Genomic DNA, 18,040 nt, shown 5'->3' with positions numbered 1-18,040 from the left:
TAAAATACAATATGCAGGTGTTTTTTTACTATTTAAATTAACACTTTGCATCAAACTGTTCGTATTATTGTTCGATTACAAGTTTAAGTCAAATATCGCTACTCTAAATCTGCGTTTAACAATAACCAATTGATAATTAAGTAATTATTCAATAATCATTTTCAGTGTAAAAAATGATTTATAGAATAAAAAGTATTACTACCTAGTAACACACTCCAGACAAATAAAAAACAAAATAAAATACTATTTACATGCTTCAAAAAAGATATAAAAACCATCAGATTAACATTCACTCAATGAAAAACCAAACTGGTCAATTTGATGCATATTGTTCGGTTTTTTGTTCATTAAAGATATTTTTAAAGAACGTCAATATTGTACCAAATTAAGATGAAACAAAGGAAAGCACTAATAATAAAACAGTGGTAAGCGTGCTGTTTTATTTAAATATTTAATGTCTTATTTATTTAATGGAAATGTACAAAATGAATCTTAATAAACTTGCTTTAATTTTAGGTCTAGGACTCTCTATTACTGCAGGCGCAGCTAATGCCGCCGACCAAGGACACGGAACTGTCACATTTGAAGGTTCTATCATTGATGCACCATGTTCAATCACACCTGAAACCTCTGAGCAAACAGTTCCTATGGGACAAATTTCTACTGCCGAATTAAAAGATGGTGGTCGTAGTAACTCCCGTGATTTTAAAATCGCATTAGAAAACTGTACGACTGAAACATTAAAAACAGTAACAACAACCTTTACTGGCGCAAGCAGCACAATCGCTGACGGTTCTTTAGCCATTGATGGTAAAGCACAAAATGCCGCTATTGTTATTACTAACGCAGGTGGTAAGCAAATTAAATTAGGCACAGCCTCTGATGCACAAACACTGCGTGACGGTAATAATGACTTAAACTTTGCAGCTTATCTGCAAGGTGATAGCAAAACAGCAGCAACCCCTGGTGCATTTAAAGCTATCGCAACATTCGCTTTAGCTTACCAATAATAAAAAGGCCTAAACACGGATGTATGGCCTAATTAAATTTACATCATTTAATTATATTGTTTTAACACGGAGTATTTATGAATCACTTTGGCATTTTTGTCATGGTGTTTTCAGGAATAATGGTTATACCTGCAATGGCATCTCATGCAGAGCAGGGAAACGGATATGTCTCAGTAGAAGGCTCTATTATTGATAGCCCTTGCGCTATTGATGCCGGAAGTCGTGATCAGACTATTGAATTAATGACGATCCCCGTTAGTCAAATGATACATGATAGAGAAGGGCCAATTCGCCCTTTCTCTATCCGTTTGATTAACTGCACCCTGACACCATTAACACCCGGAAAACCTGATTGGCAATCTTTTGAAATAACTTTTGATGGTTCACTAGACGGTGACAATTTTCAATTATTCGGTAAAGCCAGAGGTGTTTCATTAAAAATTATTGATGCTTTCGGGAATCATGCACTTCCCGGAAAACCTTTACCTGCTCGTGCAATAGAGCCTGGCACGATGACACTTAATTATGGTATGCGCTTAGTCAGTAATAACCAACGTCTAAAAGCAGGAAATTATAAAACAACAATCCAATTTAAAATGGATTATTACTGAGTTATTGCGAAGGGACTATTATGACTCTGCTATTAAATAAGAAAAATAAAGTCTTCACTGACTCAGCGCGTTATATTTTTAATCCTTTGGCATTAATGGTTATTATTGCCATTACGCAAAATCAATATACCTTTGCGAATACCAATATTGAATTCAATACAGATATTCTAGATGTTCACGATCGTAGTAATATTGATTTAAGTGAATTTACTCATGCGGGCTATATTATGCCCGGTACTTATCCTTTTTACATCAGTCTTAATACTAATACGCTTCCTTCGGTTTATGATATTGCCTATATCACATCCGCAAGTAATCCTCAGGAAACCGTTCCTTGTTTATCACCAGAGGTCATGTCACAACTTGCATTGCAAGATGAATGGCAAAAAAAACTACAATGGTGGAACGATGGCCAGTGCCTAAAAGTCGACTCACTGCCCGGAATGACGGCAAGTGGATCTCTAGCATCTGAAACCATTGTTATCACTATTCCACAAGCCTATCTTGAGTTCACTTCAGATAACTGGGATCCCCCTGCTCGTTGGGATAACGGTGTCGCTGGCGCACTATTTGATTACAACTTAAATACACAGCTCACTGACCCTAAAAATAGCAAATCTAGCCGTCAAATTAGTGGTAATGGGGTTGCGGGGATGAATCTTGGTGTATGGCGTTTTCGTGCAAATTGGCAAGCTAATTATAATGATACATCAGGCCAATCCACTGAACGTCACTGGGATTGGAGTCAATATTACGCTTATCGTGCCATTACATCATTAAGCGCCAAACTCACTTTGGGTGAGGAATATCTGCGTTCAGGTATTTTTGAGTCTTTTCGTTATCTTGGTGCGAGCTTGATGTCAGATGACAACATGCTACCACCCAATTTGCGAGGTTATGCACCCGAGGTCAGTGGTGTAGCAAAAACAAATGCCAAAGTCACAGTTAGCCAACAAGGTCGTGTGTTGTATGAAACGCAAGTGGCTCCTGGGCCTTTTCGCATTCAAGATTTAAATGATGCGGTTAACGGTAAACTTGACGTCAGAGTCGAAGAACAAGATGGCTCCACTCAAGAATTTCAAATTGATACCGCAACAATCCCTTATTTGACCCGCCCAGGCCGCGTACAGTTCAAACTTGCAGGAGGGCGTCCAAGTAATATACGCCACCATACTGAAGGCCCAGGATTCGCATTAGGTGAGTTTTCGTGGGGGATATCTAATGGTTGGTCACTATATGGCGGTGCGCTCGGTGCTGGTGATTACAATGCGCTTTCGGTGGGGGTCGGTCGTGACTTAATGATGTTTGGTGCAATCTCATTTGATGTCACTGAATCGCGAGCCAAGCTGCCTTTAGATAGTAAAACCTATACAGGTGGTTCCTATCGCTTAAGTTATTCCAAACGCTTTGAGCAATATGACAGCCAAATCACTTTTGCGGGATATCGCTTTTCTGAACGTGATTTCATGAGCATGAACCAATATCTTGATCGCCGTTATCGCAGCTCTGTTCAAGAAAATACAAAAGAACTTTATACCATCATGTTGAACAAGCAGTTCACTGATATTGGGCTGAGTGCTTATTTAAATTATAGCCATGAAACCTATTGGAATAGACCTAATACCAAGCGCTATAACTTGTCGTTATCTAAATACTTTGATTTGGGGAAATTTAAAAATATCAATGCCAGTTTATCTGCTTTTCGCAATCAATATGAAGGCAAAAAGAATGATGATGGCGTTTACTTAAACTTTTCCATGCCATGGGGTGATGCCGCAACTATCAGTTATAACAGCATTATCAACCGGACCGGTAACTCACATACGGTAAGTTATTATGACCGATTAGATGATAAAAATAGTTATCGCTTAGGGACCGGACTGAGCTCTCGAGGCAGAGCGACAGGAAACGGCTATTTCCTCCATTATGGTGATTCCGCCACGGTAACCACTAATGCAAGTTATGTTGCCGGAGACTACGCCTCAGCCGCACTTTCTTTACAAGGTGGAGCAACCATAACCCCATATGGTGCAGCTCTTCATCGCATCAATATGCCTGGCGCAAGCCGGATCATGGTTGATACCGAAGGTGTTGCTGATGTCCCTATCAAAGGTTTTGGCGCCAACGTGAAAACCAATCGATATGGTAAAGCCGTTATTTCAGATATCAACGATTACTATCGCACCAGTACCAGCGTTGATCTGAATAAGCTTCCCGATAATGTCGAAGCCACCAAGTCTGTTAAACAATTAACTGTTACCGAAGGGGCGATTGCTTATCGTAAATTCGATGTGCTTTCGGGTCTGAAAACCATGGTAAGACTTGCACTTGCAGATGGAAGCTACCCACCGTTTGGCGCATCAGTCCTCAACAGTAAAAAATATGAAGTTGGGATCGTTAATGATAACGGCTCTGTTTATCTTTCTGGCGTAAATCCAAATGAAATACTTAATGTCACTTGGAATGGTGAAACGCAATGCCAGATACAAATTCCGGCACAAATTGAAACAACAGAATTTAATTCATTATTACTCCCTTGCGGGGCTCAACCAACCACAGTGAATGTGCCTCCAGTGACGACGCAAACGGCAACTGACAATCTTGCCCCTAAACAGGCAATAGAGCCAAAGCAACGCTGGTTATTATCGCGACCAGATATTACTTACACCACTGATGATGCTTCACTATAAAGTTTATGGAAAAAGAGTTGATATTTATGAACATAAAAAAAAGTGCCTTGATTACCACAATAATCAGTTTATCTACACTTGCGAGCAGTGGCGCTAATGCTGCCATTGCCCTTGATAGAACTCGCGTCATCTTTAATGGCACAGAAAAAACCATTAGTTTAAACGTCACAAACCAGAACGTTGACCTCCCCTATCTAGCCCAAGGCTGGATAGAAAACGTGCAAGGTGAAAAAGTGGAATCCCCACTGACTGTATTACCCCCAGTGCAACGCATTGAAGCTGGTGAAAAAAGCCAAGTCAAAATTCAATCACTGCCTGACATCAGCAAATTACCGCAAGATAGGGAAAGCGTGTTCTATTTTAATTTGCGTGAAATTCCGCCAAAAAGCTCACAACCAAACGTTTTGCAAATCGCGCTTCAAACACGCATCAAATTGTTTTATCGACCAAAAGCACTTTATGCCTCGCGAACAGATTTGGATTCGCCATGGCAAGAAAAACTCACTATCACCCGTAAAGGTGATGGTTATGAACTGAATAATCCTACCCCTTACTACATCACGATTGTGGATGCGGCAAAAGATCTCAACGGCAACACGATCGCTAATTTTGAGCCTGTGATGATTGATCCTCGAAGTAGCCAACTACTCAAAGGCAACACAAGTTCATTGGGCACTGCGCCTGTGCTGACTTATATCAATGACTATGGTGGTAGGCCTAAGCTGACATTTAGCTGCAATGGGGTCAATTGTACCGTGGCCTCAGCCTCAGACAATTAAGCGGAGGCTGGTATGAAAAGGACACATCTATATTGCACAGTTGTGCTCTGCACAATACTGCCGTCAATAGTACTCGCGATAGATAGCTGGGAAGTCGAGGGGCTACACGGACAAATTCGTGTTAATGGGCAGCTCACTGAAGCGCCCTGTACGCTCGATATGGCGTCGAAATGGCAGGAAGTTTCGCTTGGTGATGTTCCTGCATATCGGCTACGAAAACCGGGAGATCAAGCGGAACCGGTACCCTTCACCCTACTGTTTCGTAACTGTATTCGGACACAGAGTGTGATTTATGACCAAAGAACGGACACCCCGACATGGGATGCGATGCAACCCGTTGCAACAGTGTCATTCGTGGCGCAAGCCGATAATTATTATCCACAAATGTTAGCGGTTAAAGGTGTGACAGGGTTAGCGCTAAAAGTCACAGATAAACAAAGGAATGACATTCGCTTAGGTGCTCGAGGCAAACCACAATTTCTCGAATATCCACAAGGAATACTAACTTATTACGTTACCCCCGTGAGAACCCCCGAGAAATTAAGTGAAGGCCAATTCAGAGCCGTAATGGATTTTAGGGTGAATTATGACTGATTTGAAAAAATGGCCACATACAAAAAAATTATGTTTAGTCGCAATAATATGGGCCTCAACAGCCAATGCCAACTTACCTGAGTCACGCATATTACCCTCAAGCAATGCGCGTGCGACTCCGGGGATTGTGTATGTGAACATTAGAGGCATCGTACTTGCACCGCCTCCTTGTGTCATCAATGACGGCAATATGATTGATATTAATTTCGGTGAAGTCATGTCAACACGTATTGATGGAACAGCATACAAAATGCCTGTCAATTACAACATTAAATGCGAAAAAATGCCCAGTAAAGCCATGAAAATGTCAGTACAAGGCAATAGAGCCAAGTTCGACAACAACTCATTATCAACAAATATTGAAGGGTTAGGCATCGCTATTATGCGTAATGACAGCAAACTCCCAGTTGGTCAAACCGTCAATTTCACTTACCCGAATGCACCACAATTTTCGGTAGTACCTGTAAGAGATATGACTCAAACCTTAACGGGTGGCTATTTTGAAGCCATTGCTACCCTACTCATCGAGTATCAGTGAGAGGCGCGCTTATGTTTCAATCAACACTAAATAATACCCTCATTATTAGTTTGATAATGTTGGTATCAAGCAATATTTCATCAGCAAATAACATGAAACTACATGGTATTTTGCTTGAGCCGCCTGCATGTAAAATTCAAGACGATAACGTCATTGATATTTTCTTTGGTAAAAATGTTGGGATACATCGAATCGATGGCATCAATTATACCCAAGAAATTGACTATAAATTGGTGTGCGTTGATAACATCAAAGGTTGGGTTCTCGGCCTTTCTGTCATTGGGCCTCAAAGTAATTTTGATAGCGCTGCATTACAAACGAATGTGAATAATTTAGCGATTCGTTTAACTCAAGATGGCAAGCCCTTTGAAATTAATAAGCGCATAACAATTACACCAACCCGCCCTCCGTTACTCAAGGCAGTACCCATAAAACGCCCGGGAAGTGACTTACCTGAAGGCGCTTTTTCAGTGACGGCAACATTGTTAGCGGAGTATCAATAATGAACAAGTTCATTACAAAATGCTTATTCATGATACTGCTAGCCTATCATGGTTTAGCGCAGGCTATTCCGGATAATTTATATTTCCACGGCATATTAGTATCAGAACCTTGCGTAATTAAGCCTGGGGATGAATCCATTCGTTTAGATTTTGGTAACGTACCCGATAAAAATATCTATGCCTACGGAAGAACGGTCAGCGAAGCATTTTCTATCAATCTAGCTGAATGTGATACCAGTATTGGCAAGTCCGTCAATGTCACCTTTTCAGGAACACCAAGTCTAGTATTACCGGGCTACCTTGCACTGCAAGACAATAGTCGCGCAGATGGATTTGCCATCGGTATTGAAGATGAAACAGGGACTTTTTTGCCCATCAATACCAAAGGGGAGAAGTTACCGCTATCAGATGGCTCAACGCAGCTGAAATTTAAAGCCTATTTAAAAGGTGAACCTGATGCGATTGCTCAGCAAAAAATTAAGCGAGGTCCTTTTAATGCAATTGCGACTTTCAAATTAGATTACGAATAACAAATAAGGTACTTAGCTAACATGAAATGGTTATCGTATATATTTTTCACCAGTATGGCAGCAATCTCTTTACCCGCGAGTGCTGCAATTTTCTCTTACATTACAGAGGCTACTGGCTCTTCCAGTAATGCACAATATACCTACGTCATTGAGCGCTGGGATGAAGAAAATGATGGAACACCCAGCCCCTGTGCGAGCTGGCCAAGATGTTATATCAATATTAATCATAAACATACCGCATCAGGTAATCCCGGAAGCGTGGCTCGGTCATTAGTCGATGTCAGTGGCTTAAGAACTATGCAAGAAGTGCGTGCGGCAGTCATAAGAAGCACCGGTTTTCCCATTAATGGAAGAACTAACCATGTTGGAGATCCGTTGGCTAAAAACCAAGAGTGTGTCGGATTGTTTTATCAAAACATAAGCAGTGGATTAGTTGAATCATCAGGTCGTCTACTACCAGGTTCATTATGTGGGATTGCGCCACCACCTGTTGGCGCTTGCCGAATTTCAGAATCGAGTGTCGATATTAACTACGGTAATATTGATGAAGTTAGTCTACCTAACGCTATAGAATCCTCTTCTTTTACAGTTACTTGTAATATTCAAATGGATGTACTTGTCATCGCATCAGGTATGGATAACGGAAAAGTCAGGCTACGTGATGACGGCAGTTTAAAAGCCAGTTTATTTCTCAATAATACTGTTCCAGGCCAAACAGGTGTCTCGGTTCGAGTGCCTGCAGGTGGAGGCGTCAAAGTAGGGATCACCTCCAAACTAGAAACTAATGGGCGTGTTAAAGCGGGGCCTTTTCAAGGGGCTGGTTCACTTATTTTAACGGTGCCATAAATAATTAGGTTATCACTATGTCAATACGAAACGATAGTAACAGAATACATTACTATATAGGTCAGCGCATTTTGAGAAAACGCAAAGAACTCGGCTATACCGGTTCACAATTAGCGAAATTATTGAATATAAGCCAGCAACAGTTTTCTCGTTATGAAAGAGGAAAAAATAGAATTAACCTACTTAGCTTATTCAAAATAGCCGTTGCGTTAAAAACACCGATGAATTGGTTTATAGAGGACATCAGTAATCAGCTTGATACTATTTTAGAAGAAGAACCCATAAACGCTAAATATAATTTTATACAGTCTTACGACTCAGTCCAATTAGCGAATGAGATAAAGCGGCTATAATATATCATGATATTTATAGCTTAATAGGCGTTGTCAATTTAAAAATGGCAGCGCCTATTATAATTATGACATCTTGAAATAATATTCAAAATACAGACAACTGTACTGTGATATTAAAAATTAACATTCCCACAAATAATCAATTAGATAAGTATTTTTATTTTTCATATTATTAGGAATATTTACGGCTGTGTTAGATAACATAAGACTGTATGATTAACCTAGCTATCTATCTGATGATTTCAACAGGGATTAAAATGGAACAAAAACAATACTCACCAAAATGGCAGAAGCGTTTTGCCTTTTTTGATAAATACGGCTCACCAAGCACACCCGAATTTAAAGCTGCATTAAAAGCGGAGTCATTTGGTGGAAGAATCCTTATCAATATGAATATATTCGCTTTTTTCTTTGGTATTATTTATTTTTTAATTTTAGGTTTATGGAAAAAAGGCCTTGTACTGCTCGGTGTTTCTATCGGTATCGGTATTATTGTTGGCACGATTGATATGCTACTTGGCGATGTTTTCCCTAATGGCGTTTACACCGGATTATCAGTAGGGATATCAGCGCTCTGGGCTATGATTGCAAATTATGCTTATTATCTAAAAGAAACCAAAGGGTTGGATAGCTGGAATCCATTTGAAGGCATTAGAATGGTTTAAATTTCATGACCATACTTAGTATGTAGTAATTTTTATGAAAAGGCGCCTATTGCTGTTCATCTTATTTTCAATAAGCGCCTTTTTAATCAAAATCAGAAAGATCATCAATAGAAATACCTAATATCAGTCGTTAGTTTAAACTCAAATAAATTGACATAAATAAGACATAAATATTAATAATAACCAAATAGCACAAGATGACAAAATTAACCACTCCAGTAAAATTAAAAAATCATTTTAAATAAAATCATTACATTTAAAATAAATATAATGAAACAGCTTGAATCTATTTAAATAATATTTTACTGACCTAAAAAATTAAATATATAAATTTCAACTATTTAATTTTATATATTTAGTTAACTCATTATATTTTAAACTAAAATTAAATTAGCTACTGTGGTTTAGTGCTTATATTTAATAGCCGAGCACGGTAATCCGTTGGGCTTTTACCATAATATTGACGGAATGCATGACTAAATGCAGAATGAGATTCATAACCAATGGAAAATGCTGTTTGTTCAATGGAAAGATTGGCTAATAGTAAACGCCCAGCGGCCTCCATTCTCTTTTGTAATAATAATTGCATCAGTGTTAATTGAGTTTCGGCTTTGACTTTCCGCTGTAATGTACTGATAGACATATAAAAAGCACTAGCAATATCTTGGCAGCTAAGAGGTAAATGTAACCGGGAATTAATCCATTTAATTAGTTCATCAATCCATCGGTTATCAGTTTTTAATTGTGCAAATAATAATTGTGCAACAGTAAAACTTTGCTCTGGAGGTTGAGGAAAACGATGTAACCAGCTTAAAAGGCCATTTGCAGCAGGCGTTAATGTAAATTGGCTTATCTTTTCATTCAATGCCCATTGTGCTGTCGCGGGCATTTCAAGTACATAGTTCTGATTACCAATTCGGCCACTAAAAGCATGACTAACACTTGGCGGGATCACCATCCCACTCCCCATACTTAATAAGAAATGCTGCCTATCCATATTGATTTCCATTTCACCTGATAATGCACATACAACTTGCCAATGCTCATCATGTTGATGAGAAATGACTTCGTCTGAGTACTGACGGAAATGAAGTTCAGGTAATTGCAACGGAATACTCCTAATCAATATAAGCTAGAAGTATAACCTTTTTATATGTGAAAGGCAGTAATACAAAGTTTAGAAGTTCTTCCTCACCCCAATATAAAAACATAATTATAAATAATTCAAATTACTATTAAGCGAGCAGTGCCCCATTGGGAAGTGGTAAATTAAACTCTGCTAATACAATTGCCCCTGATTCATCGGGAGCGCCTGTAATGAGTACTTCAGATTTAATGCCAGCTATCCGCTTTGCTTCAAAATTACAAACGCATAATACGCACTTACCTACCAAATATTCTGGTGTATAATTAACCGTAACTTGAGCACTAGAACGCTTAACACCTAGCTCACCAAGATCAACATCTATAATATAAGCGGGCTTTTTAGCTTTACTATTTACTTGTACACTTATAATTGTCCCCACCCTCATCTCCACACGCGTGAAATCATCCCATCCAATAGTTTGCATAAAATCGACTCCTAAACATTATCATTATTAATAATTAATTTAGCATAGAAATAATTAAAACTATTGTCGCCAAACATGCATTTTATATTGTGAAACAGTCAATATATTAATATTTAACATTGGAAAATAATGCCCTCAAAAATTGAAGGCAATTATATTAAAAATAATAAGAAAGAGAGATAGCTTTTTACATGGTAGAAAAAACATTCATAATAATACCACCTGAGATAATCAGGCCCATTGCAAACACTGCTGGAAAATCAGGTTTCTGCTTGTATAAAATCATTGAAACTAAAGTGACGCCAACAATCCCAAACCCACACCACAGTGAATAAGCGACCCCTACAGGGATATAACCCATTGCACGGGTTAATGCAAAATAGCAGACACAATAGGCAATAATAACTAATATCGATGGCGCTAATTTACTAAAACTATTGGTTTTTTTAATCATCGACGTACCTGTTATTTCAGAGCCGATAGATAATGCTAGCCATAAAAATCCTGTAAACATAGTATTTCCCTCAACATTTATAATTAATGAGCTGCTTTATTGTTAATTGGTAGTGAAGATTCTGCTGTCGATTCTTTAACTTCATCCGTTTCTTCAGCGCCCATTTTGGAAAATAGATTCATAATAACAATCCCACTCGCAATAACTGCCATACCAATCATGGCTGCGGTATCAGGATGTTGGCCATAAAATACCATTCCCAGTGTTGAAACCATCAAAATACCGGTGCCTGACCATGTTGCATACGCTAATCCAACTGGAATATTTTTAACCGCCCGCGAAAGGGAGTAATAGCAAATAACATATAGAACAATAATTAAAGCTAATAATAATGATTTAGTCGTTCCCTCACTATTATCAAACATTTTTAATGTTGATGTTGCTGATGTTTCAGAAATAATAACCGCTAGCATCCAAAGCCATGATTTTGCTTTAGGGGACATGGGTAACGCTCCTATTATTAATATTTTTATATTTAAATACAATGAGGTTTAATTTAAATAAATTTATTTATTTAATGATTTCAAATAATCTATCGCTGAATCTGTGAGCTTGTTCCTCTTCAAACAATATATGCCAGGGTCATCCATTACCTCTTTTAAAGTAATGTAACGTTCCCGATTGGTACTTTTTATATTAGATTTTTTATTTTGTTCGCATCTAGTTATTAGCAATTTCTCTTCAATATTATTAAATGAATCAAACTGGACACCTAATAATATTGCTTTATTGATATTATCTTTAATAAGATTGTTGTATTGTTCATTCTTATTCAAACCTAAAATTTGATTTAACTCACTCTCAGGGCAACAATGATATTTTAGTGCCATTATCGGTATATCCTGCGATAGCCCCTGCAAAACTAATTGACTCTCTTCACTGATAAACAACCCATTAGCGACTTCACCTACTGCTTTCGTACCAATAAAAGGTAGGAAAATACAATGATACTGATGAAGACCTTCAATATTAATAGTCTCTTTTGTTATTATGTTACCAAGAGATGCCCATTGTGCTATGTTTTCATGAGTCGACATCATATCGGTTGCATAAACAGTAAAGGAAACAGAAGTCATCTGCATTAACCGTTGATATATTGCCTGCTCATGACTTTGTGCAGGAGATAACACAACAAGTACCTGTTTTTTCAACCGCGATAAAATTTGTGCAACGATCTGTTCAATTAACTTTTCGTTCATCTTGCACCTTCTTGTTAGCTAACAACAAAGACACTATCATTGTTACGCAAACCAGCCGCATTAGCTTCATCAGTATCAATATGAAATTCAAGAGAAAATCGCTCATCGACTCGAACAACAACCTCATCGAAAGTCAAACTGCGTTCTCCTTCAGTACGAATATGCACTTTTTGGCCATTTGCCACATTCAATGCTCTAGCATCCATCATATTCATGTGGATATGGCGTTGAGCACAAATCACTTGTTCTTCCAGATTAACATGCCCTGCCGGCCCGATTAATAACGCACTTCCCGAGGTATTTAAATCTCCCGACTCACGCACTGGCGCTTTGATCCCTAAAACAAAACAATCGGCTTTTGACACTTCAAGCTGACTTTTGGGACGTACAGGCCCGAGCACTCTCACTTTGCTAATCGAGCCTTTCGGCCCAACGACAATGACACATTCTTTTGCCGCAAATTGCCCCGGCTGCTTTAGCTCTTTAAAAGGTGTTAATTGATAACCTTGGCCAAATAATATCTCGACATCCGCTTGCGAAAGATGAACATGGCGATTAGAAATGCCCACAGGAATAGCAATATCAGCATCCATTCCAACCACCGAATTGTGCGCTGAAAGACGAGAGAGAATTTTCCCCATCAATTGCTGATTAATCATGATTTCTTACCTTTGTTCAGTCCACTTTTCTGCTCTTTACTGATGCTGTCAATTTTCACATCAACGATGCTCGCCGCCGTTTTTTCCTCAACCAATAATTGTTTTTCAACAACAATCTCTTTCGGCTTTTCTATTTTTGCCATGTCACAAGCTAGCTCAGTACTTTTGTCTAACTCACCTTGGCTATTTTTTACTGCTAATAGCTTGGTGATAACACTCGGATCAGGTCGTGCGATCACCAGCGAACCCACTAATAATTGGCTATCAGCTATCACACTAATGCCATGGTCAATGGCTGTGTGAACAGCACTAATTTCACCTTGAAAATAAATAGAAATCAGCCCAGAACCTATTTTTCGATAACCGACGACTTCTACACTCGCGGCTTTACATGCTGCATCTGCGGCTTTTATTGCAGATACCAATCCTTTAGTCTCAATCACACCTAAACTTTTCATTTGTCTCTCCTACTTAGTGACGAACAAGTCGAATATCGAAATCAAACGTTTTAAAGAAAGCGTCTAGTTTGTCTAACTCTTCAGCGCTATAAGTCGGGTCTGTCTTCATGGGATAAATCATGTCGAGTTTGTCGTATTTACCACGACCTAATTGATGATATGGGAGGATATCCACTCGGCTCACATTGCCCCGTTTTGACAACTCCATCGCATATTTGATAGCGCCGGTAATAGCATCGAATGAATCGTTATAACCACGAACTAGAGGCATTCGGACAACAATATTTGCCCCTAATTCCACCAGCCTTTCGAGATTACGGCGTACGTTTTCATTACCAATACCAAATAAATTTTTGTGCTGATGAGTATCAATATGTTTAATATCGAATAAAAATAGGTCGACAACTTGCGCTAACTTTTCATAGTTCGCTAATGAGGTTGTTCCTTGTGTTTCCACAGCAGTGTTGATCATCATTTTTTTGCATTCACGCAATAGCTCAACCGCAAAATCAGTTTGTAGGCTCATTTCACCACCACCGATCGTCACACCGCCACCCGAAGAAATATAAAAATCATAATCTTGCATGATGATTTCCATCATTTCTGCTACCGTGACATCTTTTCCCATAATGTCTAAAGCATCACCGATACAAACCTCTTCACACTTACGGCAACCAATGCAATCAATGCCCCTATTCACCCGATGAACCTGTTCCCCTTGTTCATTGTTTGTCATGTAATGAATACCGACAGGGCATACATCCACACATTTGCCACAACTGACACACTTATCATGGGAAAACATCACTTGAAATTGGCTACTAAGTCCTTCAGGGTTGGAACACCAAGGGCAACGAATGTTGCACCCTTTAAGAAAGATCAGAGTACGAATACCATCACCGTCATAAATAGAGTATTTTTGGATATTAAATATCCGTCCTCTAATGTCCGCCGCTGCTGTATTCATCATCACGCCTCCAAATTACAATCAAAATTTATTGTTTTTATTATGAAAAGGCAGATGAATCTCCTTCATCTGCCAATCTAAAGTTAGAACTTCTCAATTACCGTACGGCTAATAATTTCGTCCTGAACTTCTTTACATAATTCAACGAAGTAAGCGCTATACCCGGCAACACGAACGATTAAGTCACGATATTTTTCAGGCTCTTTCTGTGCTTGTTTCAACATTTCATTATCAACGTAGCTAAACTGCATTTGACCATTGCCGAGAATCGATGCGGTTCTCAGTAAGGTAATCAGCCCATTGCGACCTTCTGGTGTATCTAACAAACCTTTCAGGAACTTGAAGTTATGCACCATACCGATATTCATGGTTTCAACATTCATTTTGCTGATAGATTTGATAATTGCCGTTGGACCTTGTTTATCCGCTCCTTGTGTTGGGCTAATACCGTCAGATAAAGGCATCCACGCTAAACGACCATTCGGTGTCGCCGCAGTTAACTCGCCAATTGGCGTATTATTCGAGATAGATAATGTCCCATGGCTCAATGTTGAATAAAGCATCTTGTATTGACGACATTCGCGCTCCGTCCACTCGGTAATATCCAGCGCATACTGGTCAACATAATTGTCATCATTACCAAATTTAGGCGCATTTAAGCAGTCACGACGCAATTCTTCATAGCCTTCAAAGTTTGCCAATAGACCATCACGAACTTGTTCAAGGGTATATCGACCATCTTCATAAACTAGCTTGCGAATAGCGGCGATAGAGTCAACATAAGTTGCTAGACCAGAGAAAATTAAGCCTGGACCGTGATTGACCATCGCACCACCAGCCGCAACGTCTTTACCTTGCTCCATGCAACCTTCAACAAAGAGAGACATTAATGGTTTTGGCGCAACATCACGGTGGACACGTTGGCTAATCACCGTACCGATGGCAGATAAGCGAACTATGTGTGAGATTTGTGCTTTTACTGCACGGTCAAAATCTTCAAAAGTTTTTAGGTCACGTAAATCGCCGGTATCAAGGCCTTGATAGCTGTCAAATAGCACCATACGACCGCGGTTTAATACAAACTCAATTGCAATTGGCCATTGGGTGTAACCCGTTGAAGTCCATTGATAAATACGGCCTGATTTTTGTGGTTCAACGCAGCCCATCAAGCAATAGTCTCGAGCATCTTCAAAATCAAAACCTTTACGCAACATCATTTTGATGTGTGAATCATCGAAATGGCAGGCAGGGAAGCCCATTCCTGCTTTAACCACATCGACAATTTTTTCCATGTATTTCTGTGGTGATTGGTTATGGATACGGCAAGCCAGTGATGGCTGATACACTTTAACGAAGCGTACTGCATCCATAATCAAGTAAGTCAGCTCATTACAGGCATCGCCACCAGAGCGTTTTTGTCCACCAACGGTTAAATTGATAAATGGTTGATATCCCGCAAAATATTTCGCCCCTAGCTCGCTTGACATCCACATTAACTCAGCACATTTAATGATAAATGCTTGCATCATCTCCAATGCTTGATCTTGTGTTAAACGACCTGTTTTGATGTCGTTTTCATACATTGGGAAGCAATATTGGTCTACGCGCCCTAAAGATAAACCGGTTTGATTTTCTTCGATTTCAAACAGTGATTCGATAGTCCAAATACTTTGTAGTGCTTCTTGTAACGTCGTCGGTGGATTTGCAGGTACGTTTTGGTTAACTTCAACAATCGTCAGTAACTCTTCGCGACGTTTCTGATCCGTTTCTTTAGCCGCTAATTCGCGAGCACGTTCAGCGATACGATGTGCATAAGCCACCACACCTTCACAGGTTTCAATTGACGCTTTGTAATAATAAATACGGTCAATATCTTCTGGGTTTTCCATATTCAATTGGGCAAGCTTGGCTTGAGCATCAGCCTTGATACCGTTCATGCCCTTAGTGAATAACAACACGTCATAGCCTGGGCAAGTATCACCGCCACCATTGATTTGGTGATAAGACAAGTCACTGACAAAAGTTTCACCGCTGAATTCCCACACACCCGCTTCACGATATTGCGCTTCGCAAATTTCATCTAATGAGCGATTTTCCCAAAAAGGTGCAATATCTTCGCGGATCGTACGTTTATCTTCTTCTGAAATGTAGAATGGGTCCTGTGGACGTGTGCCCATCGTATCGAGTTCTTCGACAACCCAACGCCATGCAATATCCGGTGAGAATGCACCCGCACGCGGCTTACCGCATGGATGTCCAACAATCAATTCTTCATCTTGGATAAGAATAGGTGCCGTTTCACAAGCGCGGCGGAATGCTTTCGCACGTAATAAAATGGTTGGTAAACCCGGATTGTTTTTAGCAACTTCAGTAAACGTCAGTGCGCGATAAATTGAAACGCTTGGACGTGCTTCTAAGTAATTATTGCGTAGACGCTGTAAACGCGGCGTAAGGCCTTCCATGACTTTAAATTCGTGATTAGCTTGCTCAGCAGGAGCAATATATCCCGCTTGAGGTGCACCATACTGCGGCTGACTACTGGCTTGGCCGCTGTATAAACGCACTTTGAAATTAGCCGTTAATGTCGATAAGTTTTCATGAGCAGACAGCAACATTGCCGATAATTCATTGATGCACAGACGAGGATCATTAAGGTAAATACCTTGAGACATCCCATCAAACATTGGGTAGCCATCAATAGATTTTGTCGAACGAACCTCAGATAATTCAGCTAATTTCAACCATAGACTTTCAACAATTTCATAAGCTTGCGATTGTGTTAAGCGTCCTTGTTCAATATCACGCTGATAGAATGGATAAACGGCTTTATCAAAGCCCATTGGGTTGACCGCATAGCTGCCATTTTCTAAATGCAAAATCAGTTGTAATAAATAGAAAGCTTGGCAAGCTTCTTTGAACGTTTGAGCCGGTTTTGCAGGCACATTACGTAAAATTTCAGCGCTATCTTGTAGCTCCGCGCGACGATATTGATTACCTTCTGCGGCGGCCATGTTATCGGCTTTAGCCGCTAACGATTGTGCAAAACAGATAGCCGCATCACATGCATAAATAGCAGAGCGGCAATTATTTGCCTCATCAATACTATTACGGCTAACAGCGCTACCAATGTTACGCACTCGGTCTTCTAATTTGCCCTTAAGAGCCACAAAACCCACATTTAAAACGGTTAAATAATCAGGTGCAGCGATGGCGCTATCACCAGCAAGAAATTGATAAATACTGTTACTGTGAATTTCACTTTCCGTATGGAAAATCGCACCGCGTGGGGTTGATGATTGGCTACCAATAATCAGTTCATCTTGTGCGATAAATGCCGGAAAATTACGCATAAATTCATAAAAACGCTGAGCAGGTTTAATCGCCTGCGGGACACCGGTCAACTGATTTCCCAGTGCTTCAAGAATATTGGCACGTTCAGTAATGATTGAGCTATTGCGGGCACTTAAACGGTCAGCCAGCATTTTCACGCGTGGGGTCAAAGCATATTTGGCCATGTTAGCCTCTCCTGATGTTCGTTATGTTCTTTCTAGTT

20 protein-coding genes are annotated in these 18,040 nt (G+C 39.6%); 11 read left to right on the top strand and 9 right to left on the bottom strand.

What is annotated here, in order from left to right; all coding sequences use genetic code 11:
- Positions 1 to 485 precede the first annotated feature (485 nt).
- The 11 genes from ACTH6U_RS04440 to ACTH6U_RS04390 all read left to right on the top strand — a co-directional run bounded on the left by ACTH6U_RS04440 (position 486) and on the right by ACTH6U_RS04390 (position 9,119).
- Positions 486 to 1,010 carry a fimbrial protein gene (locus ACTH6U_RS04440; RefSeq protein WP_294109578.1) on the top strand — a complete coding sequence of 175 codons (525 nt, stop codon included), beginning with the start codon at positions 486 to 488 and terminating at the stop codon, positions 1,008 to 1,010.
- A gap of 77 nt (positions 1,011 to 1,087) precedes the next feature.
- The gene (locus ACTH6U_RS04435; RefSeq protein WP_336430972.1) at positions 1,088 to 1,621 is read left to right on the top strand and encodes a fimbrial protein; all 534 of its coding nucleotides are present in this window, start codon (positions 1,088 to 1,090) and stop codon (positions 1,619 to 1,621) included.
- 20 nt (positions 1,622 to 1,641) lie between these two features.
- Positions 1,642 to 4,311, top strand: coding sequence for an outer membrane usher protein (locus tag ACTH6U_RS04430; RefSeq protein WP_441831649.1), 2,670 nt, complete (start codon positions 1,642 to 1,644; stop codon positions 4,309 to 4,311).
- A 26-nt stretch (positions 4,312 to 4,337) separates the two neighbouring features.
- Positions 4,338 to 5,090 carry a fimbria/pilus periplasmic chaperone gene (locus ACTH6U_RS04425; RefSeq protein WP_294109584.1) on the top strand — a complete coding sequence of 251 codons (753 nt, stop codon included), beginning with the start codon at positions 4,338 to 4,340 and terminating at the stop codon, positions 5,088 to 5,090.
- Between the two features lie 12 nt (positions 5,091 to 5,102).
- Entirely contained in the window at positions 5,103 to 5,684 is a 582-nt protein-coding gene (locus ACTH6U_RS04420) for a fimbrial protein (protein ID WP_441831648.1), read from the top strand.
- Complete coding sequence (locus ACTH6U_RS04415; RefSeq protein ID WP_336430974.1) at positions 5,677 to 6,222, top strand: fimbrial protein; 546 nt, start codon at positions 5,677 to 5,679, stop codon at positions 6,220 to 6,222. The genes ACTH6U_RS04420 and ACTH6U_RS04415 overlap by 8 nt, the downstream gene beginning before the upstream one ends.
- Positions 6,223 to 6,233: 11 nt before the next feature.
- Complete coding sequence (locus ACTH6U_RS04410) at positions 6,234 to 6,725, top strand: fimbrial protein (protein WP_294109590.1); 492 nt, start codon at positions 6,234 to 6,236, stop codon at positions 6,723 to 6,725.
- Positions 6,725 to 7,255: a fimbrial protein gene (locus ACTH6U_RS04405; RefSeq protein ID WP_294109592.1), complete on the top strand. Its 531-nt coding sequence runs from the start codon at positions 6,725 to 6,727 to the stop codon at positions 7,253 to 7,255. Before ACTH6U_RS04410 ends, ACTH6U_RS04405 begins: the two co-directional genes overlap by 1 nt.
- A gap of 21 nt (positions 7,256 to 7,276) precedes the next feature.
- Positions 7,277 to 8,101 (top strand): MrpH family fimbial adhesin, encoded by an 825-nt coding sequence (locus ACTH6U_RS04400; protein ID WP_294109595.1) that lies wholly within the window; start codon positions 7,277 to 7,279, stop codon positions 8,099 to 8,101.
- Positions 8,102 to 8,118: 17 nt separating this feature from the next.
- Complete coding sequence (locus ACTH6U_RS04395) at positions 8,119 to 8,454, top strand: helix-turn-helix domain-containing protein (RefSeq protein WP_294109597.1); 336 nt, start codon at positions 8,119 to 8,121, stop codon at positions 8,452 to 8,454.
- Between the two features lie 257 nt (positions 8,455 to 8,711).
- Positions 8,712 to 9,119, top strand: coding sequence for a DUF2628 domain-containing protein (locus ACTH6U_RS04390; RefSeq protein ID WP_294109599.1), 408 nt, complete (start codon positions 8,712 to 8,714; stop codon positions 9,117 to 9,119).
- 394 nt (positions 9,120 to 9,513) lie between these two features.
- On the opposite strand, the gene ACTH6U_RS04385 is transcribed toward ACTH6U_RS04390, so the two are convergent.
- From ACTH6U_RS04385 to cutC, 9 genes are all read right to left on the bottom strand, one after another.
- Positions 9,514 to 10,227, bottom strand: coding sequence for a helix-turn-helix domain-containing protein (locus ACTH6U_RS04385; RefSeq protein WP_294109602.1), 714 nt, complete (start codon positions 10,225 to 10,227; stop codon positions 9,514 to 9,516).
- A gap of 127 nt (positions 10,228 to 10,354) precedes the next feature.
- Positions 10,355 to 10,690: a tRNA-binding protein gene (locus tag ACTH6U_RS04380; RefSeq protein ID WP_294109604.1), complete on the bottom strand. Its 336-nt coding sequence runs from the start codon at positions 10,688 to 10,690 to the stop codon at positions 10,355 to 10,357.
- A 187-nt stretch (positions 10,691 to 10,877) separates the two neighbouring features.
- Positions 10,878 to 11,204: a DMT family transporter gene (locus ACTH6U_RS04375; protein WP_294109606.1), complete on the bottom strand. Its 327-nt coding sequence runs from the start codon at positions 11,202 to 11,204 to the stop codon at positions 10,878 to 10,880.
- Between the two features lie 23 nt (positions 11,205 to 11,227).
- The gene (locus tag ACTH6U_RS04370) at positions 11,228 to 11,647 is read right to left on the bottom strand and encodes a DMT family transporter (RefSeq protein ID WP_294109608.1); all 420 of its coding nucleotides are present in this window, start codon (positions 11,645 to 11,647) and stop codon (positions 11,228 to 11,230) included.
- Between the two features lie 63 nt (positions 11,648 to 11,710).
- Positions 11,711 to 12,403, bottom strand: coding sequence for a hypothetical protein (locus ACTH6U_RS04365; RefSeq protein ID WP_441831647.1), 693 nt, complete (start codon positions 12,401 to 12,403; stop codon positions 11,711 to 11,713).
- A 14-nt stretch (positions 12,404 to 12,417) separates the two neighbouring features.
- Complete coding sequence (locus ACTH6U_RS04360; protein ID WP_294109611.1) at positions 12,418 to 13,062, bottom strand: phosphate propanoyltransferase; 645 nt, start codon at positions 13,060 to 13,062, stop codon at positions 12,418 to 12,420.
- Complete coding sequence (locus ACTH6U_RS04355) at positions 13,059 to 13,520, bottom strand: BMC domain-containing protein (RefSeq protein WP_336430975.1); 462 nt, start codon at positions 13,518 to 13,520, stop codon at positions 13,059 to 13,061. The genes ACTH6U_RS04360 and ACTH6U_RS04355 overlap by 4 nt, the downstream gene beginning before the upstream one ends.
- A gap of 13 nt (positions 13,521 to 13,533) precedes the next feature.
- Positions 13,534 to 14,487 (bottom strand): choline TMA-lyase-activating enzyme, encoded by a 954-nt coding sequence (gene cutD / locus ACTH6U_RS04350; RefSeq protein ID WP_294109700.1) that lies wholly within the window; start codon positions 14,485 to 14,487, stop codon positions 13,534 to 13,536.
- Positions 14,488 to 14,570: 83 nt separating this feature from the next.
- On the bottom strand, positions 14,571 to 18,002 hold the full coding sequence (gene cutC, locus ACTH6U_RS04345) for a choline trimethylamine-lyase (protein ID WP_441831646.1): 3,432 nt from the start codon (positions 18,000 to 18,002) through the stop codon (positions 14,571 to 14,573).
- Positions 18,003 to 18,040: the final 38 nt, after the last annotated feature.

It is taken from the genome of Providencia sp. (assembly GCF_052096715.1).
In the GTDB taxonomy this organism is placed as follows: domain Bacteria; phylum Pseudomonadota; class Gammaproteobacteria; order Enterobacterales; family Enterobacteriaceae; genus Providencia.
This window is presented reverse-complemented; position numbering and strand designations above follow the sequence as displayed.